The 25,116-nt window shown below is 41.1% G+C and carries 14 protein-coding genes and 4 tRNA genes; 12 read left to right on the plus strand and 6 right to left on the minus strand.

What is annotated here, in order from left to right:
• Positions 1-53 precede the first annotated feature (53 nt).
• From KK487_RS06150 to KK487_RS06170, 5 genes are all read left to right on the plus strand, one after another.
• Positions 54-129, plus strand: a tRNA-Lys gene (locus tag KK487_RS06150).
• 71 nt (positions 130-200) lie between these two features.
• A tRNA-Lys gene (locus KK487_RS06155) sits at positions 201-276 on the plus strand.
• Between the two features lie 65 nt (positions 277-341).
• A tRNA-Lys gene (locus KK487_RS06160) sits at positions 342-417 on the plus strand.
• A gap of 150 nt (positions 418-567) precedes the next feature.
• Positions 568-1,608 (plus strand): quinolinate synthase NadA, encoded by a 1,041-nt coding sequence (gene nadA / locus KK487_RS06165; protein WP_013464643.1) that lies wholly within the window; start codon positions 568-570, stop codon positions 1,606-1,608.
• Positions 1,609-1,778: 170 nt separating this feature from the next.
• Positions 1,779-1,868: transfer RNA gene (locus KK487_RS06170), tRNA-Ser, on the plus strand.
• 277 nt (positions 1,869-2,145) lie between these two features.
• On the opposite strand, the gene KK487_RS06175 is transcribed toward KK487_RS06170, so the two are convergent.
• From KK487_RS06175 to KK487_RS06195, 5 genes are all read right to left on the minus strand, one after another.
• A complete protein-coding gene (locus tag KK487_RS06175; RefSeq protein ID WP_036956156.1) occupies positions 2,146-4,317 on the minus strand; it encodes a M3 family metallopeptidase in 2,172 nt (723 codons plus the stop codon).
• 244 nt (positions 4,318-4,561) lie between these two features.
• Positions 4,562-5,443, minus strand: a complete 882-nt coding sequence (locus KK487_RS06180; protein ID WP_058154430.1) for a c-type cytochrome — start codon at positions 5,441-5,443, stop codon at positions 4,562-4,564.
• 299 nt (positions 5,444-5,742) lie between these two features.
• Positions 5,743-6,855: a methyl-accepting chemotaxis protein gene (locus KK487_RS06185; RefSeq protein ID WP_128583386.1), complete on the minus strand. Its 1,113-nt coding sequence runs from the start codon at positions 6,853-6,855 to the stop codon at positions 5,743-5,745.
• A gap of 229 nt (positions 6,856-7,084) precedes the next feature.
• Complete coding sequence (locus KK487_RS06190) at positions 7,085-7,474, minus strand: DUF2750 domain-containing protein (RefSeq protein WP_013464647.1); 390 nt, start codon at positions 7,472-7,474, stop codon at positions 7,085-7,087.
• Between the two features lie 64 nt (positions 7,475-7,538).
• Positions 7,539-8,117 (minus strand): TetR/AcrR family transcriptional regulator, encoded by a 579-nt coding sequence (locus KK487_RS06195; RefSeq protein ID WP_013464648.1) that lies wholly within the window; start codon positions 8,115-8,117, stop codon positions 7,539-7,541.
• Positions 8,118-8,290: 173 nt separating this feature from the next.
• On the opposite strand from KK487_RS06195, the gene KK487_RS06200 reads away from it, so the two are divergent.
• The gene (locus KK487_RS06200; RefSeq protein WP_128583387.1) at positions 8,291-9,334 is read left to right on the plus strand and encodes an alkene reductase; all 1,044 of its coding nucleotides are present in this window, start codon (positions 8,291-8,293) and stop codon (positions 9,332-9,334) included.
• 59 nt (positions 9,335-9,393) lie between these two features.
• Here KK487_RS06200 and KK487_RS06205 read toward each other — a convergent pair whose 3' ends face one another.
• Positions 9,394-11,133, minus strand: a complete 1,740-nt coding sequence (locus KK487_RS06205; protein ID WP_036956241.1) for a PAS domain S-box protein — start codon at positions 11,131-11,133, stop codon at positions 9,394-9,396.
• A gap of 404 nt (positions 11,134-11,537) precedes the next feature.
• Here KK487_RS06205 and KK487_RS06210 point away from each other — a divergent pair, with 404 nt between their 5' ends.
• From KK487_RS06210 to recD, 6 genes are all read left to right on the plus strand, one after another.
• A complete protein-coding gene (locus KK487_RS06210) occupies positions 11,538-13,811 on the plus strand; it encodes a TonB-dependent receptor domain-containing protein (RefSeq protein ID WP_036956163.1) in 2,274 nt (757 codons plus the stop codon).
• Positions 13,812-13,880: 69 nt separating this feature from the next.
• The gene (locus KK487_RS06215; RefSeq protein WP_036956164.1) at positions 13,881-15,011 is read left to right on the plus strand and encodes an alkaline phosphatase family protein; all 1,131 of its coding nucleotides are present in this window, start codon (positions 13,881-13,883) and stop codon (positions 15,009-15,011) included.
• Positions 15,008-16,069, plus strand: a complete 1,062-nt coding sequence (locus KK487_RS06220) for an alkaline phosphatase D family protein (RefSeq protein ID WP_036956166.1) — start codon at positions 15,008-15,010, stop codon at positions 16,067-16,069. The genes KK487_RS06215 and KK487_RS06220 overlap by 4 nt, the downstream gene beginning before the upstream one ends.
• A 169-nt stretch (positions 16,070-16,238) precedes the next feature.
• The gene (gene recC / locus KK487_RS06225; RefSeq protein WP_128583388.1) at positions 16,239-19,538 is read left to right on the plus strand and encodes an exodeoxyribonuclease V subunit gamma; all 3,300 of its coding nucleotides are present in this window, start codon (positions 16,239-16,241) and stop codon (positions 19,536-19,538) included.
• Complete coding sequence (gene recB, locus KK487_RS06230) at positions 19,525-23,091, plus strand: exodeoxyribonuclease V subunit beta (RefSeq protein ID WP_138687005.1); 3,567 nt, start codon at positions 19,525-19,527, stop codon at positions 23,089-23,091. The genes recC and recB overlap by 14 nt, the downstream gene beginning before the upstream one ends.
• Positions 23,088-25,106 carry an exodeoxyribonuclease V subunit alpha gene (gene recD, locus KK487_RS06235; RefSeq protein WP_128583389.1) on the plus strand — a complete coding sequence of 673 codons (2,019 nt, stop codon included), beginning with the start codon at positions 23,088-23,090 and terminating at the stop codon, positions 25,104-25,106. The genes recB and recD overlap by 4 nt, the downstream gene beginning before the upstream one ends.
• Positions 25,107-25,116 lie beyond the last annotated feature (10 nt).

The raw sequence follows: 25,116 nt of genomic DNA on the forward strand, positions 1-25,116 counted from the left end.
ATGGTCTAATCGGCGGATTTACGCGCACTTACTTTTTATAAGTAAACCAGAGCGGGTCATTAGCTCAGTTGGTAGAGCAGTGGACTTTTAATCCATTGGTCGATGGTTCAAGTCCATCATGACCCACCATTCTCTATTGAATAAGAATGGTTATAATCGTCGGATTTACGTGCACTTACTTTTTATAAGTAAACCAGAGCGGGTCATTAGCTCAGTTGGTAGAGCAGTGGACTTTTAATCCATTGGTCGATGGTTCAAGTCCATCATGACCCACCATTCTCTATTGAATGGTTATAATCGGCGGATTTACGCAGCCTTACTTTTTATAAGTAAACCAGAGCGGGTCATTAGCTCAGTTGGTAGAGCAGTGGACTTTTAATCCATTGGTCGATGGTTCAAGTCCATCATGACCCACCACTTCTGGTACACTTTCTTCGACATGAAATATTTCCTACTATCTCCCTAATTTTTATTTATAAACTGCCTTGTTAGATTGCTATTATTTAGTGTTAGTTTCTCGTATAATTTGCACTATTAATTACACTGTAAATAAAGTGGTCGAGAACAATGAGTTTAGCTCAAACTATTATGCCAGAAGGCTATATCTTTCCTCCTAAGCCAGCTCCGTTAACACAAGACGAAAAAGGCGAATATAAAGCGCGAATAAAGCAGTTACTGCAAGAAAAAAACGCGGTGCTTGTTGCTCATTATTATACTGATCCTGAAATTCAAGCACTCGCTGAAGAAACAGGCGGTTGTGTAGCCGATTCACTGGAAATGGCACGCTTTGGCGCTAGACACGAAGCCGACATGATCATCGTCGCGGGCGTACGTTTTATGGGTGAAACCGCTAAAATTTTAACCCCCAATAAAACTGTCGTTATGCCCACCCTTGAAGCAACCTGTTCATTAGACATTGGTTGCCCTGTTGATGAATTTTCAGCATTTTGTGATCAACACCCAGACCGTAAAGTGGTGGTATACGCTAACACCTCTACCGCGGTTAAAGCGCGTGCTGATTGGATAGTTACCTCATCGTGTGCACTTGAAATAGTAGAGCACTTAGATGAGCAAGGTGAAAAAATTATTTGGGGCCCAGATAAGCATTTAGGCAGCTATATTCAAAAGAATACCGGTGCCGATATGATCATGTGGAACGGCGCATGTATCGTACATGACGAATTTAAAACCAAAGCCTTAAAAGACATGAAGGCATTGCACCCAGATGCGGGCGTACTTGTGCATCCAGAATCACCGGCTGAAATTGTTGAATTAGCCGATGCAGTTGGCTCTACTAGCCAGCTAATTAAAGCAGCGCAAACTATGCCTAATAAAAAGTTTATTGTAGCCACCGATCGCGGTATTTTTTATAAAATGCAGCAACTATGCCCAGAGAAAGAGTTTTTCGAAGCTCCAACGGCCGGTAGCGGCGCTACGTGTAAAACTTGCGCTCACTGCCCATGGATGGCAATGAATGGCTTACAAGCGATTGAGGAAGCACTGATTGATGCCAGCGGTAAAGAAGTGTTTGTTGACATGGATTTGCGCGAAGGCGCACTTAAATCATTAAATCGCATGCTTGATTTTACAGCCAATATGGCAAAATAATAGATGGCAATATAATGCATTAGATAAAGGCGATACTCAGGTATCGCCTTTTTTATTTGCTTATAGGTGGTTAGTTTGATTATTGAGCAGTTAAAAGCGTGATGTTAAAAAGGCCTTGCACCAAGCAAGTGTATTTCATACTATAGCGCGCTGTTGCACTGCAACATTGTGGAGAGATGGCTGAGTGGCTGAAGGCGCACGCCTGGAAAGTGTGTTTAGGTTAATCCCTAACGAGGGTTCGAATCCCTCTCTCTCCACCATTATTCTATATTAGGACGCCTTATGGCGTCTTTTTTTGTGCCTGTAATAAAGTTTAGCCAGTTAGCCTATCGCTTGCGCGACTCGATTATTTTTATGCCGATGTTTTAGCGTATACATGCTCGGCTAAGGTTAAACAGGTTGGGTAAGTGGGGGGCGTTTTGCTGCTGGGCAATTATTAATACCCATAAAAATGGCTGAGGGGCGTTTGAAGTTTAATGTAATAGCATAAAGCAGAGCTTAATGGCTATGTAGCCATCAAGCTCTACTAACAGCTTGTTATTCAACCGTGGCTGTTAAACCACGACGTTTAAGTAAGGCTGATGTGTCTGGCTCTTGGCCACGAAATGCTTTAAACGATTCCATAAGGTCACGCGAGTTACCGACTTCTAAAATTTCTTTACGGTATTTGTCACCTAGTTCACGTTTTAAGCCTCCTTGCTCTTGTACATAAGCAAATGCATCAGCAGCTAAAATTTCACTCCACATGTAGGCATAGTAGCCTGCAGAGTAACCCCCTCTCATTGAATGAGAAAAGAATGCAGACTTATAACGCGGCGGCACAAATGGCACGTTAACGCCGTGTTTTGTTAAAACATCTTGCTCAAATTTTTCAATATCTTGCAGTGGGGCATCTGCTGGTAATGAATGCCATTCCATATCTAATAAAGTGGCAGATACATATTCTAACGTATCAAAACCTTGGTTAAAGCTTCTTGATTTTATTACTTTTTCAAGTAATTCATCCGGAATCGGCTCGCTTGTTTGATAATGTTTAGCATAGTTAGCAATTACTTCAGGGTGCATTGCCCAATCTTCTTCAAACGTAGACGGGAATTCAACAAAGTCTCTTGATACTGACGTACCAGATAAGGTTGGGTATTTTACTTTTGAAAGCATACCATGCAGGCCATGTCCAAGCTCATGGAACATAGTGGTTGTTTCATCGTAGCTAATAAGTGTCGGCTCACCTTTGGCGCCTTTTTGAATGTTCATAACATTCACGACAACAGGTTTTTGCCCATGCAAACCAGACTGTTTAACAAACGAGCTCATCCATGCGCCGCCACGTTTACCTTCACGCGCAAAATAATCAGCAAAAAAGATAGCTAGGCTTTCACCATTTGCGTCAAATACTTCATATGCTTTTACATCTGGGTGATACACAGGTAGATCGTTACGTGGCTTAAATGTAATGCCATACAAACGATTCATGGTAAAGAATACACCGTCTTCTAATACACGGTTAAACTCAAAATATTCTTTTACTGCTTTTTCATCAAGGTTGTACTTATCTTGACGTACTTGCTCGGCATAATATAACCAATCCCATGGTTTAAGTTCGAACTGCTCTGCAGATGCATTTATTTTTTCTTGAATATCGGTAGCTACTAACGCTACATTTTGAGTTAGCCTTGGCACCATGCTAGCAAACATATCAAATACAGCTTGTGGTTTTTTAGCCATTTGCGACTCTAAACCAAATTCAGCCCAGCTGTTGTAGCCAAGTAGCTTTGCTTTTTGTGCTCTTAATTTAACTAGTTGCGCAACAATGTCGCGATTACTAAATTCACCATCTAGCGCGCGCTCTGAAGATGCACGCCACACTTTCTCGCGTAAATCACGGTTTTGTAATGAAGCTAAAACAGGCTGGCGAGTGGTATTGGTGATTTTAATTAAATACTGCCCTTCGTGGCCGGCTTCTGTGGCTGCATTAGCAAATTGTTCAATTTGACCTGCCGATAAGCCAGCTAACTCTTTTTGGTCTTTTACGATAACAACATTACTTTTACTTAGCGCAAGTAAATTTTGTGAAAACTGCGTCGTTAAGGTTGATAGCGATGAGTTAATATCACGTATTTGCTGCTTTTGTTCATCATTAAGCTGAGCGCCTGAGCGCACAAAACGTTTATAGTAAACGTCTAATAGTCGTGTTTCTTGCGCTGTTAATGCTAAAGAGTCTGTTTTTTCAAAAAGTGTGGCTACTTTTTTAAATAACGCATCATTTAAAAAGATGTTGTCTCTGTGCGCTGCAAGCTTTGGTGCAAGTTCTTTTTGAAGCTCACGACGCGCTGGGTTTGAGCTAGAGCCTGCAAGGTTGTAAAAAATGCTGCTTGCACGCGTTAATAACTCGCCACTTTGCTCAAGTGCCACGATGGTGTTTTCAAAAGTCGTAGGGGCTGTATTATTAATAATGTCTTGTACTTGCGCCATTTGCTGCGCCATACCTTGATTAAAGGCAGGTAAAAAATGCTCATCTTTGATGACTGCAAAGTCAGGGGTTTCGTACTGTAGTGTGCTTTTTTCTAATAATGGGTTGGTAGCTTGTTTTGCTTGCGCTGAAACACTTTGCGCAGTAGTTTGCTGTTTGTTGTCAGCGTTTACATTTGGCTCAGAGCAGCCCGAAAGTAATAACGCCGAGCTGATTGCCGTGGCGAGTAAAGTTTTCATATTTACATTATCTTATTATTGTAACCAGTCGTTACCTTGTCATTAATCAAGTAAGAGTACGTTGACTTAAATGTAACCACACTTAGGTTGCGATAAAGTCTGAATTAACTGCGACGAGCTGGTAAGTTATATGCCTCATAGTGCATTTTTTGACGAGCGAGTAAAATATAAAGCAGTAAATAGGAGGGGCGTTGAGTGACTTAAATACGCCAGCGATACTTAATTTATTTACCTATCTAGTTATTTATCGACGCACGTCTTTTGGTGCGCCACCTTTTGGCCAGTCATCCGCTTTATTGGCAAAAATAGGACGTTCTAAATGTGAAAAGTAATAAGCAATATCAACAGCTTGTTGCTCGGTTAACATGCCTTCTTGGCCCAATGGCATATTTCCTTTAATAAATGCCGCTGCGGTGTAAGTGCGTGCCATACCTGCACCATCATTAAACGACTGACTGCCGGCAATGGCTGGGAACATGTAAGTATTATTAGGATATAAGCCTTGACCGTCTAGTTGGTGACAACTTGCACAGTGCTGAACGTAAAGAGTTTTTCCGTTATCGGCGTTTGGTACTAGCTCTTTATTAATAGTGACAAAACCTGTGTTGTCTTGCAGATCGTTTTTGTTTTTTATATTTTGTGATAAAAAGTTCATGTAGCTGACAATAGCCTGCATTGGCACTGAATTAGTAGGCAGTGGCTGACCGTTCATTGAGCGTTGAAAACAGCCATTAATTCTGTCTTCAATGGTGTTTATTTTTGCATTACGTGAACGATACTTTGGATATACCACATTCATGCCCACATAAGGCGCGGCTTTAGCTACACGCCCTTCATTAAGATGGCAAGTGCTACAATTGAGCTTATTATTTACGTTATTGGGAAGTTGTTTATAGGTATCAATAATTAATAAGCGCCCATAACGAATTAAATCCGACTCAGGGCTGGCATCGAGCTCATTAATAGCGGGCGTTACTAGGGTTTTAGGGTGATTTGCTGATAAGTTTATAATTGTGGGCGCATTACTTAACGCTTTTTGCACAAGTGATTGTGTTTGCGCTTCTTGTGAGTATACGGGCAAAGTAAACAACGTCGCGAATAAAACACTTAAATGAACTTTAAACATAATTAAAACCTAAATAAAAAAGAGTATTTAAACGACAGTGCTCACTATTGCTGTAATGTGGCTAAGTGTTTTTAATACCGGTGAAATTGGTAAGATGAATCGGTAAACCGTGACCCACTATCATTAAAATATAGTTAACGATTACTTAAAGGGTTAATAATTTAGTTAGTTTGATTATTGAACAGCAGTGCTTAGGTGGAGGTGTCATTAGTTTGTGATTAATTTATATAAGTTTGGTATGCATAGCCAAATGATTATGAACCATAACGCTATGCAAAGTGAGGTGTTTTTTGACTATTTTACTTACAGTTATAGTCCATAATTTTGTGTGATAAAGCGCTAAGTATGTCCACTACTTTAAAACTTGCTTGCTCCATAAGAGATACTTTTTCTACAGCAGTATTGATATCGCCTAATTGGAATGCTTCTAAAGCAGCAAAGCCATTCTTATGGACATCTTCATGTGGTTGCTCTAATGCTTTAAAGTCGTTAATGCTTGAATATTTTAATGCACCTTCACCTTGGTAATACCATTTACCTAAACGACACATGGTATGATCAGAAAAGTCTTCTGCAGTCTTATTTGATTGGCCTAAAATGACTTTATAAATATCGTATTTCCATACAATGTGATCCATTTTTACTGTTTGAATAAATGCATCGGCACTTGAATTAACAATAACGCTATACATATTTTGTGATAGTTCAACCACCTTTTTAGCGGTAGCATCAATTTCTGATGAGCTATTTGCAATGCCATCACTTTCTTCGCTAACGTTAGTAATGTTATTTACAACGCTTTGCATTTGCTCATTGACCTTAGCTATTAAATTAGAGATCTCGTTAGATGCATCAGAAGAGCGCTGAGCGAGCGTCCTTACTTCATCTGCCACAACAGCAAAGCCTCGTCCTTGCTCTCCGGCTCTAGCGGCCTCGATGGCCGCATTAAGTGCAAGTAAATTTGTTTGATCAGAAATCCCTTTAATTATGTTTACAAAATCATTAATTCCGATTGTTACTGACTGCAATTCTTTAACGGATTTAGTGGCTGATTTTGTATCTCTTGAGATATTATGTGTTGACGATGAAGTCGTTGCTAACATATCTAAAATTGTATCAAGTAATTCTTGGGATGACTTAAATGACGTAATATCATTAATTAGTTTATGTGAAGTTGAGGCTAAGCTTTCTCTGATGTCACTAATTAAATCAGATGACTGTAATGATAATGTGTTTAATTCACGCTGTTTTACAAAGGCTGTATCATTTGCTATTTCATTGTCGTTTTGTTGTGATTGCTCGCTGTTTGCTGCTAACAATTGCGCTTCAAGCTTTTCATTGGTTTTTTTTAATTGAATTAACTCGTTATTTAACTCATTAATTTTGTTTTTATATTTTGAATTGAACAGCATGTAGACCCCAATTTAAACACAGAAAATAAACGTATATTTTTTATTAAATTTACCTGAACATTGATTACTTTATTCGATTTTTTACAGGGGTGGAATTGACGTCCACCCAGGTCGATTTTTATAAAAGTAAGTTACAACACTATAATAGATGCTTTATAACCTTTTGGTAAATAAACTTTTCTTTTAATGCTTATAATAAGCTTGTTTAAGGTGAACACTGCTTTAGAAGTTAGTACTTCCTAATTGATTTACTCAACTGGGCTTGAAACTCATCAGGGAATAAAATTGTGCCGTCGTCTTCTTCGGTAGGGAACACGGCCACCAGTAAGTCGTCTTCTTCAAGGCCAGGTGTCCAGCGGCTAAACCAATCGTTTGTTGGAATTGCTTTAGGTGTACAGCCTTGCCATTCGCCGGTTGCCCAGGCTTGTGCGAACTCTCGTGTTGGCCATACCGGCACGCAATCGTCGTCCTCGTTAGTGAGCATTACGCAGCCGTCGTCATCGTTTAAAATCCACACTTGTTTAAATTGCTGCACGGTTTCGTACATGTATGCGAGTCGTTTTTTTGCGCCAAGGCCTAAAATTACGTCGTCTTGCTTTGATAAATTATCGGTGGTCATTTTTGGCTCTCTCTCACTGTGGAGTATACAAAGAGCAGCGAGCTGCTGCGCTTTAAAATTTAGTTTAGCTGATGGCTGCTAGTAGCTCATTGGCTAGTTGGTTTAGTGCGTCGGGGTCTTGGTTTGTTAATGCGTAGGTGCGTAATCCATATATACCCATAACACAAAATCGTGCCAGCTCTATGGCACTTCGGCCATTGGTAATTTCTTTATTATCAATTGCTTTTTGTAACTGCTGCGCAAAAGCATGCTCATATGCAGTTAAATTAGTACGCAATACGTGGCAAATTTGTGGATCGTTACCCTCTACCTCGCTAATGCTTTTTGTGAGCAGGCACACTTTGGTTGCTTCACCGTCAACGCATTCTTGCACAATGATATTAAGGTATTGTTTCAGCGTATCTAAAATACAACTGCTGTGCTCAAACAGCGCCGTAAACTGTGTATTGCGATCGGTTTGGTATTGCTCAGTAGCGGCTAAAAAAATGCCTTTTTTACTTCCAAATGCCGCGTATAACGAGCCCGGATGTAAATGGGTTGCTTGAGTAAGTTTTTGCATACTGGTTTTTGCATAACCGTGAAGCATAAACATCGCCATTGCTTGGCGCAGTACAAACTCTGTATCAAATTCTGCAGTTCTCATAATGACTCTTCTTGTTGGCAGAGTAGGTAAAACGAACTCTCAACAATAATCCTACCTTAAGCAGCGTTTAGGTAAAGCAGTTTACGCAATCTTGAACAAAGTTTCAAAATTATACTTGAATATTCATTCAAGTGACCTTATCTTGAATGTACATTCAATAAAGGATAAACATTATGTCGACAGACTTACTTTCACCTTTTAAATTAAATAACAGCATTGAACTGCAAAACCGCGTACTAATGGCACCACTAACTCGTTGTATGGCAGATGACAATTTAGTGCCTACACAAGCGATGGTTGATTACTACGCTCGCCGTGCTAATGTAGGATTAATTATTAGTGAAGCAATTATTATTCGTGCCGATGCACAAGGTTACCCAAATACACCGGGTATCTTCACTAGTGAACAAGTTCAAGGTTGGAAAAAAGTCACTGACGCCGTGCATGCCAATGGCGGTAAAATGTTCGCGCAATTATGGCATGTTGGCCGTGTTGCTCACCCTCACTTTTTTGGTGGTGATGTTCTGGCGCCATCGGCGATAGGGGTTGAAGGTTCAGTACCGCGTATGCGCGAGCTAACTTATATTACGCCAAAAGCTGCCACTAAAGATGATATTAAAGGCTTAGTGGCTGACTACGCTAAAGCGGCAGAAAACGCGATGGAAGCAGGTTTTGACGGCGTGGAAATTCATGGTGCTAATGGCTATTTAATTGACCAATTTTTACATTATGCTGCCAATGAGCGTGATGACGAGTATGGGCAAACACCAGAAAATATGTCTCGTTTTGCACTCGAAGTAACCGATGCCATAATTGATGTTGTAGGTAATGAGCGTACCGCTATGCGTTTAACACCAGGTGCCTACTTTAATATGAGCGAAGATAACCGTGATAAAGCAGTATTTGACTACTTATTACCTGAGCTTGAAAACCGCAAACTAGCCTATTTACATGGCGGTATTTTTGACGACAGCATGCGTTTTGATTCACTAGAAGGTAAATCAACCTCTGAATTTTTACGAGCTGGTTATGCAAGTACCTTAGTGGGTGTAGGTAGTTATAGTTTTGAAACTGCCAAACAAGCGATCAACGATAATAAATTTGATTTAATTGCCATTGGTCGCCCACTTATTGCTAACCCAGATTACATTAGCAAAATTAAAAATGGTGAAGAAGTGACACCTTATAGTGATGAGATGCTTGCTGAGTTAGTTTAAGTTTTAAAGAGTTCTCACTAATAAGCCCACAAATGTGGGCTTATTACTTAAAAGCGGATTTATGAATCTATCTTTTTAGATAATTCTGCAAGCTCTTGAATTTTAGTAACCGTTTCTTTTATGTAGCCGTTTATTTCTTCAGAAGATGCCTTTGAATTGCCTGCAAGAGTTCTTACCTCGTCAGCAACAACGGCAAAACCGCGTCCCATTTCACCTGCTCTTGCGGCTTCAATAGCAGCATTGAGTGCAAGTAAATTTGTTTGCTCTGATATTCCATTAATTGTTTCTACTATTTTGCTGATGGTTTGGCTTATATCTAATAATTCTTTCATTGATATTTGAGTTTGATTAACTGCTTTTTTTCTTTCCGTTATGTTTAAACCTATAAACATATAACTAGTGGTTTGACCATTAACATCACGAAGAGCACATATTCTCGCATCAAAGGCACTGTATTGATTATTTTTTTCAAGTTCAAAAGTTTTTGAGATATGTTTGTTTTTGTCTAAAAATGCTCTTTCTTCAACGCTGAGATCAGAAATCAGATTTTTAGCAAACTCTTCTACAGAAAAATTGGGTTTTAATGCCGTTTTTAGTAATTCGTTACAATCAAGTACTTCACCATGAAGAGACACTTGCAACATAGCTATAGACTCGCCGATAGTTTCTAGTTTGTTTGTGAAATCAAGCGCCATTTGCTTTACTTCAGATATATCAGCTTGAATTGCAATGTAATTTTCTAATTTCCCTTCTCTTATTACTGGGTTGATAGATAGCGAGGTCCAGTAAGCACTCCCCGATTTTTTATAGTTTAATATTTCTCCATAAAAAGGAGTTCGATTTTTAAGATGTGTGCGTATCGTTTCTATCATGTTTTTGTCAGAATCTTTGCCTTGTAAAAAACTGCCTGGTTTCTTACCTTTTACTTCACTTAAAGCGTATCCTGTTAAACGTTCAAATCCATTGTTTACATATTGAATATAGCCGTTAGGATCGGTGATTATTACCGCGTTGTCTGTTTCGTTTGCAACAAGTGACAACATCCGTTGTTCTTCTCTAGTTATTACCTCTTGCGTTACATCTTTGATAAAAGCTGTGTAAATAACGCGATTAGCTAATTTAATTTTCGATAGCGATAATCGCCCCCACACGGTTGTTCCATCTTTGCGTTCAATTTCAACTTCTCTACTGGTACCAACTATTTTATCGACACCTGTGTCTCGGTTTGCATTTACAAGCTCATCATGGTTATGTTGTATTGCATGGGGTACTAGCATTTTTACATTGTTTCCCATTACTTCTTGTTTACTGTAACCCCACAGTGTTTCTGCGGCTTTGTTATACAAAGTGATACAATTATTTTCATCAATACATACAACTGCATCAAGGGCTTGCTCTAACGATTGCTCATTGATTTCTTTTGCTTCACGCTCTGCTGATATATCTCTTATAAAAGCGGTGTAATGTTTGTTGTTATTTACTTTCACCTGAGAAAGCGCTAATTCGACCCAAATGCGACTTCCCGATTTAGTTTGTAACTCAACTTCTCGGTAGCTGCCAACAATTTTGTCTTGCCCGGTTTCTCTATGATGATTTACATAGTCGTCGTGGTTTGTTTTATGTTCGTCAGGGACTAGTTTTCGTATGTTGTGACCGAGTACTTCATCTTCTGTGTAGCCCCATAATTTTTGCGCGGCTTTGTTATAAAAGACAATATTGTTTTTTTCATCTATGGAAACAATTGCCGTAATAGACTGTTTTAATGCTTGCTCAGCGCTATTAGCGAAAAAATTAAACATAGTGCAGCTACCTGTAAGTAAAGCGTTAATAAAAAGATAGCCCAGAAAAAGCTGATTGCAAAATTGGTTTTTTAACTTTGTATAAAACCGTGTTTTTGGGCTAAAAGTTATCACTTTATGGGCTCTTAACTCTTTATATCTAAGTTAAATAAGATTTTGATCAATTGCAGTTAGAAAGAGTGAGAAAATTTTATGACTTTAGAGAGTCCCTTGGCTTTTGGGTGCTGTTTTAGTCTGATTGCTCTTAATTACGATGTGCTTGATTTGATTACTTTACGTCATAATTAACTCATATTTGTTTAACCTGTTTGTCAATAAAATTGCCCCTCGTTGTCATACTTAAAAAATAGACTGTGCCCGCTTTCATAATTACCTTTTTATAATTAGAATCAAATGGGACAACAATGTACGCTTTAAAAAATAAATCGATTTTGAGCATGGCTGTGGCCATGGCGGTATCAACTCCAGCTTATGCTAACGATAACGTGATAGAAGAAGTAACTGTTACTGCAAAACCAACCAGTTATGCAAACAACGTTATTGAACCTGCGATGCTAGAACAACAAAGCTCGGTATCGAGTGTGTTATCGGTAATTGATAACTTGCCAGGGATTAGCATAAACGAAGGCGACGCATTTGGCGGCGATGATTGGTCAACAACCATTACCATGCGTGGTTTTAGTATTGACTCTAACCAACAGCAATTAGGTATGACGATAGACGGCATTCCTAATGGTGGCTCTAATTATGGTGGCGGGGCTAAAGCGAATCGTTATCTCGATAGCGAAAACTTGGTGACAGTGGAAGTTGGCCAAGGTACCTCAGATATTAAATCTGCCTCATTAGAGGCATTAGGCGGTACTTTTAATTTTGTAAGTAAAGCACCGAGTTTAGATAAAAGCACCACCTTTGCTTATACCTCAGGCAGTCACGATGCTTCGCGTTATTATGTTAAGCACGAAACTGGCACCATTTTCGATAATACCCAAGCGTACGTGAGTTACTCACAAACCGATACCAGCCGCTGGATTGGCTCAGGCAGCAATGGCGGAAAAGATAACCAACACGCTGAGGCGAAATTTGTTACCACTCTTGATAATTTAACTATTACAGGGCGTTTATCGTACGACGATGTAAGCGAGAGCAACTACAATAGCGTGAGCCTAGAACAATTTGAACAAACCCCTGATTGGGATCAACTAACATGGAACTGGACAGGCGTTCCGCACTTTGACCAAATGTTTGCAGAAGGTTGGGGCACCCTGCGCGAAAATACCCTAGGCTATTTAAAATTTGAATACGCGATTTCTCCAACCTCATTATTAACCGTTAGCCCGTATTATCATAAAAATTCTGGCCGTGGCGATTGGATCCCACCTTATTTAACGTCCCCTGTAGATGAAAATGGCAACCCAACCACCGAGGGGGGCACAAACGCGGGCTCTTATGGTTTTACCGATAGCAACGGTAATCCACTTGCGCCGAACGCAGGTTGTACCGCAAGTTTAAACTGGCCATGGGAGTCGGGCCCTGAGCTTAATCCTGCGTGTTACGACGCTGATGCAACGCCTGTTATGTCTTATCGTCATACTCATTACAATAAAGATCGTTTAGGGGTAACTGCTAATTATCAAGCTAGCTTTGGCATGCACGATATAGAAGCGGGTTTTTGGTATGAGCAAAGCGACCGTGATGAGTCGCGTGATTGGCATAAAGTAATAGATGCCCGTATTTATCATCATTTTGATAACACCCCATACTGGACGCAATACAAAAACACCTTTGAGACTGATACGCTTAAATGGTATGCACAAGACTCAATGACATTTGGCGACCTTACCTTAAACCTAGGGGTAAAAAAATACTTAGTGGATATAGAAAAGTATGACCACTATAAAAACGCCACAACAGCTAAAGTAAACAGTGATTCAGACCTTCTATTTAGTGGTGGTATTTTGTATCAGCTAAATAGTAATACTGAGTTATTTAGCAGCTATAGCGAAAACTTTGCCGCTATTAAAGACGGTGTGCTTGAACGCGATAGCTCTGACTTATCAGCAATTAAGCCAGAAACCGCTGAAAATATTGACCTGGGTGTACGCTATCAAAATAATGCACTTAAATTAACAGCAACGGCCTATTCAATTGAGTTTGATAACCGCATCACCTTTATAGCACCAGGCAGCGACACGGGCGGTATAGACTACACCATAGGCACAAACGGCTCGTACCTCAATGTGGGCGGTATTGAATCAAAAGGTTTAGAGTTGTCAGCAAGTTACATGCTTAATAATGAGTGGAATGTATATAGCTCATACACCAATAATAGCTCTGAATACAAAGGCGATGCGCCAGGCTTTGAAGCTGGAGGCAAAGTAATTGACTCAGTGGATGATTTATTTGTGCTATCAACCGATTACTACAGTGGCGATTTCCGCTTTGGTTTATCTGCTAAATACACCGGTGAGCGTGGCGATGTAGACAGTTACACCGTGCTTGATTTAAACGCAGGTTATGCAGCCGAAGTTAACGCAGGCCCGTTTAAAGCCGTTGATATTGCCTTTGTGATTTATAACATTACCGATAAAAGCTACTTAGCAGGTGGTACGGGCAATGGGAGTACTTACTTTATTGGCTCACCACGCACAGCAGCAGTTACATTAACGGCTACTTTTTAAACCTAATGTAACCTTATATAAGCCCATCACCGATGGGCTTTTTGCTATAAAAAGATTGATGAGAACACAATGAAAAGCATGATAAAAATAACCGGATTAAGTTTAATTTTATTGTTTAATAATGTGGCATTGGCTGCTCAACAAAATGTAGTGTTAGTCACCCTTGACGGCGTGCGCTGGCAGGAAGTATTTAATGGTGCCGATAAAAACCTGCTCAATAATAAAGAATTTGTTAAGCAACCAGCACAGTTAAGCAATGAATTTTGGGATGAAAGGGTGCAACAGCGCCAGCAATTATTAATGCCGTTTTTAACACAAACGATTGCCACTCAAGGCGTAATTATGGGCGACAGAGCAAACGGCTCAGCGATGTCAGTGAGTAATCCATGGTATTTTTCATACCCTGGTTATAACGAAATTCTTACCGGCGAAGTGGATGAAAACATTAAGAGTAACGATAAAGTATTTAATCCAAATAAAACCATTTTAGAGCGATTAGATGCGCAGCCTGAATTTAAAAACAGCACGGCTTTATTTGGTAGCTGGGATGTGTTTCCTTACATTGTAAATACTAAGCGTAGTCATGTGTATGTAAATGCAGGATTTATGCCTATTGCCGATGATTTATTTGCCGATGCGCCCCTGTTAAACGCATTACAAACAGAAATCCCCAGCCCATGGCACAATGTGCGGCTTGATAGTTTTACCTATCGATTTGCTAAAGCCTATATGCTGGCTAAAAAGCCAAGATTATTGGTGATTAGCTTAGGGGAAACTGACGATTTTGCTCACGATGGCCATTACGATGCTTACTTAAAGTCGGCCAAACAAAGCGATGCATTTTTAAAAGATTTATGGCAAACCATTCAAAGCACAGCAGGTTATAAAAATAATACTACGTTAATTGTTACTACCGATCACGGCCGTGGCAGCTACGCAAACGATTGGCAACATCACAGCTCTAAACGGGCATTAGCAAAGTCGGAGCAGGGTAAAAAGGCATTTCCTGAGGGAATTATTGGCTCAGAGCATATTTGGCTTGCTGCCATTGGTCCTACAATTAAAGGTAATGGCTTAATAAAAACCGATAATGAGCTTAAACAAGCGCAAATTGCCGCCACCGTTTTAAAAGCACTTGGGCAAAACCCAGACACGATTAACCCTAATATGGCACCGGCTATTAATGAGATTTTAAAATGAAACAGTTACTAAAAACCTTTAATCATTCAGCGCTGTTACTTGCTTTTGTTATTAGTGGTGGCGCAATGGCTGCGCCCTCTAAAATATTGTTTGGCTCGTGTGGGCATCAAGATAAAGACATTCCTATATTTAACGCCATCAACAAAGAGCAGAGTGATTTATTTATTTTTTTAGGCGATAACATTTATGGCGATACTAACGACATGGCCGTGCTTAAAAATAAATACCAACGATTAGGGGCAAAGCCTGGCTTTAAAACCTTAAAAGCAAATACACCATTAATAGCCATGTGGGACGATCACGACTATGGTCAAAACGATGCGGGTAAAGAGTACCCGCATAAAGAAGCATCTCGGCAAATTATGCTCGATTTTTGGGATGAACCGGCAAACTCAGCGCGCCGAACCCGTGCTGATGGTATTTATACCTCTTACATGTATGGCGAAGGCGAGCAAACCGTGCAAGTGATCATGCCTGACTTACGTTTTAATCGCGATAAACTTAATTCAGTGAGCGAACTTGAGTATTACACCAAGCGTAAAGCAAATAACCAAGGCCCGTATAGTCCAACCGAAGTAAAAGGCGCGTCTATGCTAGGGGAGGCGCAGTGGCAATGGCTTGAAGCCGAACTTAAAAAGCCAGCAGCGATTAAACTAATTGCATCAAGCTTGCAGTTACTGCCTGATTTTACTGGCTGGGAATCGTGGGCAAATTTTCCAGAGGATAGAAACCGTTTATTTGCGTTAATTAAAAAACACCAAATAAATGGCGTGGTGATCATCAGCGGCGATACCCATTGGGGGGAAATTTCAAGGTATCAACACAATCTTGATTACCCACTCATTGAAATGACCAGCTCAGGCCTGACAGAAAAGTGGAAAGACGTTAGCCCAAATAAACATCGTGTCGGTGATTACACGCATAATGTTAACTATGGGGATTTAACCATTGATTGGCAGCAAGCAGATCCAGGCTTGTCACTTAAGCTCAAAGGCATTGATGGTAACGTAATAATGCAAAGTGACTTTAGCTTATCTAGCATAAGCCCATACCAATAGTTGGTTTAATATAAAAACGCACAGTGACTAAAGTGAGTCCTGTGCGTTTAAAAAAACAGCTAGCTACTGGCTAACATGCTGATTTATTAACGCCAATTCCTCCTTTGCGCTACCGCTTAAATTGAAAATATCTTACACTGGCCTTTATCTCAAGTAAGGCTGGTATCGTATGCTCAATATTATTCAATCAAACCGTATGGAAGCCCTGCAAGCGCAGTTTCATCAACTGTTAAAGGTAAACCCGTTGCAAAGCCCATTTGATAAAGAAGTGGTGTTAGTGCAATCGCCGGGTATGTCGCAGTGGCTAAAAATTGGTTTAAGTGAAAATTTAGGCGTGGCTGCGCAGGTAGACTTTCCGCTGCCGTCGAGCTTTATTTGGCAGTTGTACCAGCAACTATTGCCAAACGTGCCTAAAGAGTCGGCGTTTAATAAACCGAACCTTGCTTGGAAACTGTTTGCAATTTTACCTACTTGTATTGACGAGCCACTGTTTTTACCCCTAAAAACCTATTTAGAGGGGGATATTGACGGCCAAAAAACCTTTGCCCTATGTGAAAAAATAGCCGATGTGTACGACCAATATTTAATGTATCGCCCCCATTGGATAGCCACTTGGGATAGCGGTGTTGATACGCTTGATGATGTAGATATCAGCATTGCTCCTTGGCAACCCGATTTGTGGCGCCGCCTTGTCAAATTAAGTAAAACACTTGGGCAAAGCCAATTTCACCGCGCCAACATGCAAGGACAATTACTCAGCGCCCTTGAGAGTATGGATAGCAGCTTATTGCCAAAGCGTATTAGCCTATTTGGTATATCTGCGATTGCCAGCTCACAGCTTGACGTGTTTGAAGCCTTGAGTAAAAAAACTGAGGTGTTTTTATTCTTTTTTAACCCCAGCGAGCATTATTGGGGCGATATAATCGATGAAAAAACAGCGGCTAAAATAAACGCTAAATACGCCAAAATGCCGCTGGTGGAAGCGCAGCAAAAAAAGCAAACGAATCCTGATGAAGAATACTATTTTATTGGTAATCCGTTGTTGTCGTCGTGGGGTAAACTCGGCCGCGATTATTTTGAGCAACTGGTGCAGCTTGATGCCCGTTGGATTGATGGTTTTATTGATGCGTTTGACGATACCTTACTTGGGCAAGTGCAAAGCGAAATATACCAACTTGCCTTTAAAGGTGAATCGCTTACCGATAACAAAGAATGGTTTATAAACGATGAGGGTAAACTGCCCATAAGTGCAAACGATACCAGCATTACGTTAAGTGACTGCCACACACCATTAAGGGAAGTCGAGCGCCTGCACGACTACTTACTCAATTTGTTTAATCATAACCCAACGCTTACCCCCAAAGACATCATTGTGATGATGCCTGATGTAGGTACTTATAGCCCTTACATTGAGGCCGTTTTTGGTGGTGCGCAGGGCAGCCGATTTATACCATACGCCCTTGCCGATTTAGCCATAGAGCAAGAAAAACCAGTACTGGGCTCGTTTGCCAGTTTAGCTAATTTACCGTTTTCGCGCTTTGGCGTGTCGGATATTCTTGATTTATTACAGGTTACGCAAATTGCCGAAAAATTTGGCCTAGAAGCCCATGAATACGAGCAAATACATTATTGGCTTGAGCGAGTAGGGGTAAAGTGGGGCATAAACGCTGAGCATAAACAAAGCTTTGATTTACCCGCAATTGATTTAAATACCTGGCAACATGGCTTGAACCGTTTATTACTGGGGATTGCCATGCGCGACGAACAGTGCCCATTTAATGGTATTTACAGCGCCGATGAAGTAGAAGGTATGGCGCTTGATACTCTCAATAAGCTGGTGCATTTTATTGATGTGCTTCAAGACTTTAAAGCGAAACTCACCCCTGATGATACGCTTTCTAATAAAGCCCATATATTAAGTGAGCTACTCAATGCTGTGTATGAGAGCGAAAGCGATGATAGCTGGGATTTATTAGTGCTGCAAAAGGTGCTCGAAGACATTGCGAAGCACCACGACAACGGCGACTACAGTAAAGCCGTATCGCAGCGCATAGTGAGCTATCTAATCAAGCAAGGTATACAAGAAAAAGGTGTAGGTCAGCGCTTTTTAGTAGGACAAGTGAACTTTTGTACGTTAATGCCAATGCGCGCCGTGCCGTTTAAGGTGGTGTGTATGCTAGGCTTGAACGATGCCGATTACCCACGTACCGTGCAGCCTATCGGTTTTGACTTAGTACCTTATTCTAAAAAGCAAAAAGGTGACCGTTCACGTAAACTCGATGACCGTTACCTCTTTTTAGAAGCGCTCTTAAGTGCTCGAGATAATTTATATATGAGCTACATTGGTCGATCATGTTTTGACAACCAGCCGCGCATGCCATCAACACTTGTCAGTGAATTGTTAGAATACATAGGTCGCAGTTTTAAACTTAGCGAACCCAGTGATAAACCCTTGCCTGAATGCCTTATTACGCAGCAGCATTTGCAGCCTTTTAATAGCCTGTATTACTCAGCTCCTAGCGATGAACAGGCGGGAGTAAATAATCACAGCTATAACCCAATTTGGCTGCCTAGTGAGGCTATTGAGCCAAAAGCAATCACTGCGCTTGATGTAACACCCCCAGAGCTACTTGATCTTGATGTGTTTATTCGCAGTGTGTGTCATGCCCAAGAGAGCTTTTATCAACAAAGCTTAGGGTTACGCTTGCCGCAATTTAACGATATAGCGAAAGACGAAGAACCGTTTAGCCTAGATGCGCTGCGCCGTTATTTTTACCTTGACGAAATACTTGAAGCAAACATTAACAATACGCCACTCAGTACCGAGCAAATCCTGCAGCGCGGTGAGTTGCCCCAAGCCAATGTTGGCAGCTTAATTTATGAGGGTATGCAGCACCGAGTTGATGCGCTTGCAGGGCAAGTAAAAGAGCAAATAAAAGCCGGTAAAAGCGAACCGATAGAAGTGTTACTTGCGCTTGAAAATACCACCATTGAAGGCTGGCTTAACCATGTGTATATGCAAAAACAAGTGTTTTACCGCAGTGCCAGTATTAAAGCCAAAGATTTAATAAAAGGCTTTCTTTATCACCTGGCAGCTCAAAGCATGGAACAAGAGGTTGAAACCTTATTACTGGGTTTAGATAAACAAATTAGCTTTGCCCCTATGAGTAAAGCCAATGCCGACTTGCTGCTTGCAGATTGGTTTGAACTATACAAAGCATTGCGAAACGCGCCCGTGGCGTTTTTTCCGGTGAGTGGTTACGAATATGTGAAAAGCGGTGGCGATATGGCAAAAGCTAACAGTAAATTTAGCCCACAGTATATTGGCCGAGGTGAAGGGGAAAACCCTTATATTCGTCTCACGGTGCAATCGCTCAATGATTGCCAAGAGGAGTTTATACAATGGAGCGAAAAATTACTCGCCCCGTTATTTGAGCACGCCAAGGAGAGTGACTATGCAAGCGCTTAACCCAATCACTATGCCATTAAAGGGCCAAAGCTTAATTGAAGCCAGTGCTGGCACAGGTAAAACCTACACGATCACGGGTTTGTATTTACGCTATTTATTAGGTATGCAAATACCCGGTGAGCTGAGTACGCCATTGAGTGTTGAGCAAATTTTGGTGGTAACCTTTACCGATGCCGCTACCCAAGAGATTAAAGACCGCGTACGTAGCCGTATTATTGCCGCGCGCGATGCCTTATTGGGGCAACAGCCAAACGATGAACTCATTGAAGATGTGATAGCGGGCGTTGATGATAAACATCGTGCGTTTGACTTACTCGATGCAGCAGCTAAATCAATGGATGAGGCGGCTATTTTTACCATTCATGGTTTTTGTCAGCGGATGCTAAAACAACATGCGTTTGAATCGGGGGTCGCGTTTAACTTAGAGTTTATTTTAGATGAGCGCGAGATACTGCTTGAGACCATAAAAGATTTTTGGCGCGCGTTTGTCTACCCGCTTAATAAGCAAAAAACAAATGCAATTTTAGAGGTGTTTGCCGCACCTGAATCATTATTTAGCCAAGTAAGCAGTATTTTAAATAAAGCCAACGCCGAAATAACACCGCAAGTAAATTTAGAGGATGTGTGGCAAGCCCGAGATGAATACTTGGAGCTTGTACCCGCCTTTAAAAAAGCGTGCCTAGAGCAAGAATTTATTGGCGCTGTGAAAGCATCAGATTTAAGCGGCTCAAAAACACCGGCACGAAAAGGCAGCTTAGCGGCGCTTGAAGCGTTTTGTTTAGGCAATGATGACTTTTTTGAATTTGGTACTAACAAATATTCGTTTGAGGTTTGGAGCAGCGAGAATTTAAGTAATACCGCTAATTATAAAAAAAATGGCACATTACTGACTCATCCACTTATTAGCCAATTCGATACCTTAGCCGCACTTAACAATACCATTAAACAAGGGCTAAAAATTGCGATAGTGCAATATGCGGCAAGTTGGGTAAAAGCGGCCATAGTTAAGCGCAAACAAGAGCAAAGCGTGATCACCCCTGATGACCTACTCACTAATTTACATACAGCCCTTAATAGTGAGCAGGGTGACGTATTGTCGCAAAAAATTGCGCAGTTATTTCCGGTGGCAATGATTGATGAGTTTCAAGACACCGACCCTATTCAGTACGGTATTTTTAGTAAAATTTATGCTCAAAGCAATACCACTTTAGCTATGATAGGCGATCCCAAACAAGCTATTTATGGCTTTAGGGGCGCAGATATATTTACCTACATTGGTGCCAAAGAGGCCGTAGAGCAGTCGCAACAATTTACCCTAGGCACTAATTTTCGCTCCAGCAGCGATATCGTCAACAGCGTAAATAGCTTGTTTAGTAAATACGACAACAGCTTTATTTATAACGATGCCATTCCTTTTAATAAAGTGAAAGCCAAGGGTAAAAAAGCCGAAGATGCATTTTTAATTGCTGGCAAGCCGGCCACCGCCTTTGAGTTTAATGTGTTTGTAGATGAAGCCGGCGATGAAAAAAATAAGCCGACCAGTAAAGGCTTAGGGCAAGCTCATTTAGCCACCCATTTTGCCAATAAAATTGTTACGTTACTCGAGCAAGCAAACCAAGGAATAGCCTGTATTGGCAGTACGCCGGTAAGCGCTGCTGATATTTGTATTTTGGTGCGCGACCGCGTTGAAGCGCAAATAATGAAGCAGGCCTTGAGCAAAGCCAATATTGCCAGCGTGTATTTGTCTCGTGATAGTGTATTTAGCCAAGAGCTAAGTCACCATTTACTCAACTTTTTAACCGCATTGCACGGCCAGTACGACGAGTCGCTACTACGAGGTGTACTCGCAGGGCCATTATTTTGTTTAAGTTATAACGATATTTTTGCTTTGGCCGATGATGAAAATGCATGGCAAGAACACTTAAACTTTTTTGCCCAACTTAGCCATATTTGGCACAAGCAAGGGGCTATGGCGATGCTTGAGCGCTTACTGAGTCATAATCAACTCAGTGCCAAATGGCAAGGCTTGGGCTATAACGTAGAACGTTGGCTTACCGACTTTAGACACCTTGGCGAAATACTGCAGCAAAAACAAATAGAGCTTGAAGGGACACTTCGTTTATTACGTTGGTTTGCGCAAAAGGTGAGCCAGCAAGATGGCGAAACTGTGCAAGTACGTTTAGAGAGCGACGCAAACTTGGTTAAAATTGTCACTATGCATGCCTCAAAGGGGCTTGAATATCCATTGGTATTTATGCCCTTTGCTAGTGGCTATCGTGAAACTAAAGACGCGCTTTATCACCATAACGGCAAGTTAATTTTTGATTTAAGTAAAGACGAAGACGCCCTGCAAAAAGCCGAGCAAGAACGTTTAGCAGAAGATTTACGCCTATTGTATGTCGCACTGACCCGTGCAGTGCATTTTTGTGCCTTGGGTGTATATAATATCGGGCAAGGGCAAAGTAGCCGCTTAGCGATTCAAAGTAGTGCGCTTGGGCATGTGTTGTTCTCAGGGTTAGCGTTAACCAGCAGCCAAATATGGCGCACTCATTTAAGTGAGTTTTGTGATGCCAATGATTCGATGGAATATCTGCAATTTACCTCGGGTGAATTACTCGAGCAGGGCATACTTCGCTTTAATAATGAACACGTTGAAAAGCAGGCGCTGAGTATTAATACTGTAACCACGCAGATTGAACGCGATTGGCGGGCAACCAGTTTTAGTGCCTTAAGCTTTAAAAAGCATACTGACCAACTGGCACCTGGGCGCAGCGATGAAGATCATCAAAGAGATGAGTTTGCGGTGCAACAAGATGAACTTCTCTCACCGTATAGTTTTCCAAAAGGTGCAAAACCAGGAAGTTGCTTACACGAAATATTCGAGCAACTTGATTTTACCAGCCCGCTTGTTCACCCCTCAAATCCAGAGCAAAACTTATCGGCAGTAATTAAACGTGCCTTTGAAAAATACCATATTGATGAGCAATGGCAGCAAATTACCGAGCAATGGATACTCGATGCGCTTAATTGCCCGTTAAATAGTGAAAATAATTTAAGCTTGAGTCAATTATCACCGAGTGATTGTCTTGTTGAAATGGAGTTTAACTTACCGCTTGCTAGCCTAAGAGCGCCTAAACTCAACGAAATGCTGATTAAACACTTTGATTTTAGCCAAAGCAAACTTGAATTTGCCCATGTAAAAGGCTTACTAAAAGGCTTTATAGATTTAATTTTTTGTTACCAAGGCAAGTATTATATTTTAGATTATAAATCGAATTATTTGGGCAGTACCCCCGCAGATTATGATCCAGAGCAGCTTGAGCAAGCCATGACCAGCCACCAATATCATTTACAGTATTTAATTTATACCGTAGCGCTGCATCGATTACTTAAACAACGTATTCCTGACTATGCCATAGAGACGCATTTAGGCGGCGTGTATTATACCTTTTTACGCGGTATGCCAGCGGGTGAAGGGGTGTACTTTAAACAGTTAAGTGCAGAGCAAGTTATTATTTTAGATGGTTTGTTTAGCCAAGGAGCGATGCTATGAGTGATTTAAACCAACAACCTGGTTTGTTTGATGACTTTGACGACGCGCTTGTTGATGAGTCGGCGCTACTCAATGAACAACTAGCGGACTCTGTTACTCAAACACCTAAAGTTGTGCCGCTGCTTAGCTATTTAACTGAGCAGCATCGCGTACGTGTTGTGGATGTAAAGCTGGCCGAATTACTCAGTGGTAACAATACTGAGCATGATTATGACGAATTATTTTATATTATTTTAATGCTGTGTTTATCGCAGCAAAGCCAGCATAGTTGTTTAACTCTAACAGAGGTTGATTGGGCTAATCCGTTTAATTTACGCCAAAGCGACTTTACTAAATTAGAAGGCACCGTACCTGACACTCTCACCCCATTTAGTGACGATTTTACGACTGAGGCGGCAATAAATTACTTACACGCGCATCACAGTGTGGGGGATCACAAGCCGCTGCAATTGTTTAATCAGCGGTTGTATTTTTCCCGTTTAGCAGGGTATGAGCAAACCTTAGCGCAACGATTACTGACAATGAGTGAGCGACAACTCAATATTGATGATGCAGTCCTTACTGAGTTATTAACACGCTACTTTCCTGATAATCCAACGCTTGATATTGATTGGCAAAAGGTCGCTTGTGCTGTTGCTGCAACAAAGGGCTTTAGTGTGATCACAGGCGGGCCTGGCACAGGTAAAACCACCACGGTGACAAAGCTGTTAGCGATTTTACAATCGTTATATCAAGCGGCGCCATTGAGCATAAAATTAGTAGCACCGACCGGTAAAGCAGCGGCGCGATTAACAGAGTCAATTTTAGGGGCTAAAAATAAGCTCACAGAAATACCGGCTGATATTAATGCGTTGATCCCGCAAAGTGCGCAAACTATTCATCGTTTGTTAGGAGTTAAGCCATTTACCAATAAATTCAGGCACGATAAAAGCAATCCGTTGCATGTTGATGTATTGATTATTGATGAGGCCAGTATGGTCGATTTATCGCTCATGGCTAAATTAATTGAGGCCTTGCCAGCGCATGCCCGATTGATTTTACTCGGCGATAAAGACCAACTCGCCTCGGTTGATACTGGCAGTGTAATGAGTGATTTATGCCAAGGTTTAGTGCTTGGGCAAACACCGCGTTATTCAAAAGCACGCTGTGAGCAATTAAATAAGGTGTGTTTTAATGGCAACGCTAAACTTGGCGCGCAAAATCAGAGTGAGTTTAAACTGGCTGATTGCATTGCCTTTTTACAACATAGTTATCGCTTTGATGCCCAAAGTGGCATAGGCCAATTGGCTTTGGCTGTTAATACCAATGATCGGGGTATTTTAAATTACGTTGAACAACACAGTACGCAAGGGCATTTTAGGGATGTTATTTTAGACTACGATTTTGTCTCTACACCGATTGAAAAGCTTATAAACAGCGCAGCAAGTCATTACGGTGATTATTTAACACTGATTGCTCAAGGGGCTAGTGTTGCCAAAGTGCATGAGGCTTTTGCCCGCTATCAATTACTTGCCGCGGTGCGTGAAGGCGATTACGGCGTTAATAGTTTAAATCAACGTATTGAGCGTGTATTGCAACAGCAAGGGTTAATTAGCGTTAACCCTAATCAGCGGCATTACACGGGTATGCCTATTATGATTAGCCAAAACGATTATCAACTTAAACTTTTTAACGGCGATATAGGTATTTTAATGCCTGATGACAGTGGCCAACTCAAAGCACTGTTTATTGATGAGCAGGGTAATGAACGTGCATTTTCACCTGCACGACTCCCAGCGCACGATAAAGTGTATGTTATGACCATTCATAAATCGCAAGGCTCAGAGTTTAGTTACACTGCTATGGTATTGCCCCCACTTAAACAAGCGAGCGTCGGTATTAACCGGCAATTAGTGTATACCGGTATTACCCGTGCAAAGCAGACCTTTGAGCTGGTAGCAGATAAAAAAGTGCTGCAACTGGCGATGGGTAAAAGTGTGTCACGGGCATCAGGACTCTATGAGCGATTAGTGTAACGCAATGCTT

Source organism: Pseudoalteromonas sp. SiA1 (assembly GCF_018732205.1).
In the GTDB taxonomy this organism is placed as follows: Bacteria; Pseudomonadota; Gammaproteobacteria; order Enterobacterales; family Alteromonadaceae; genus Pseudoalteromonas; species Pseudoalteromonas tetraodonis.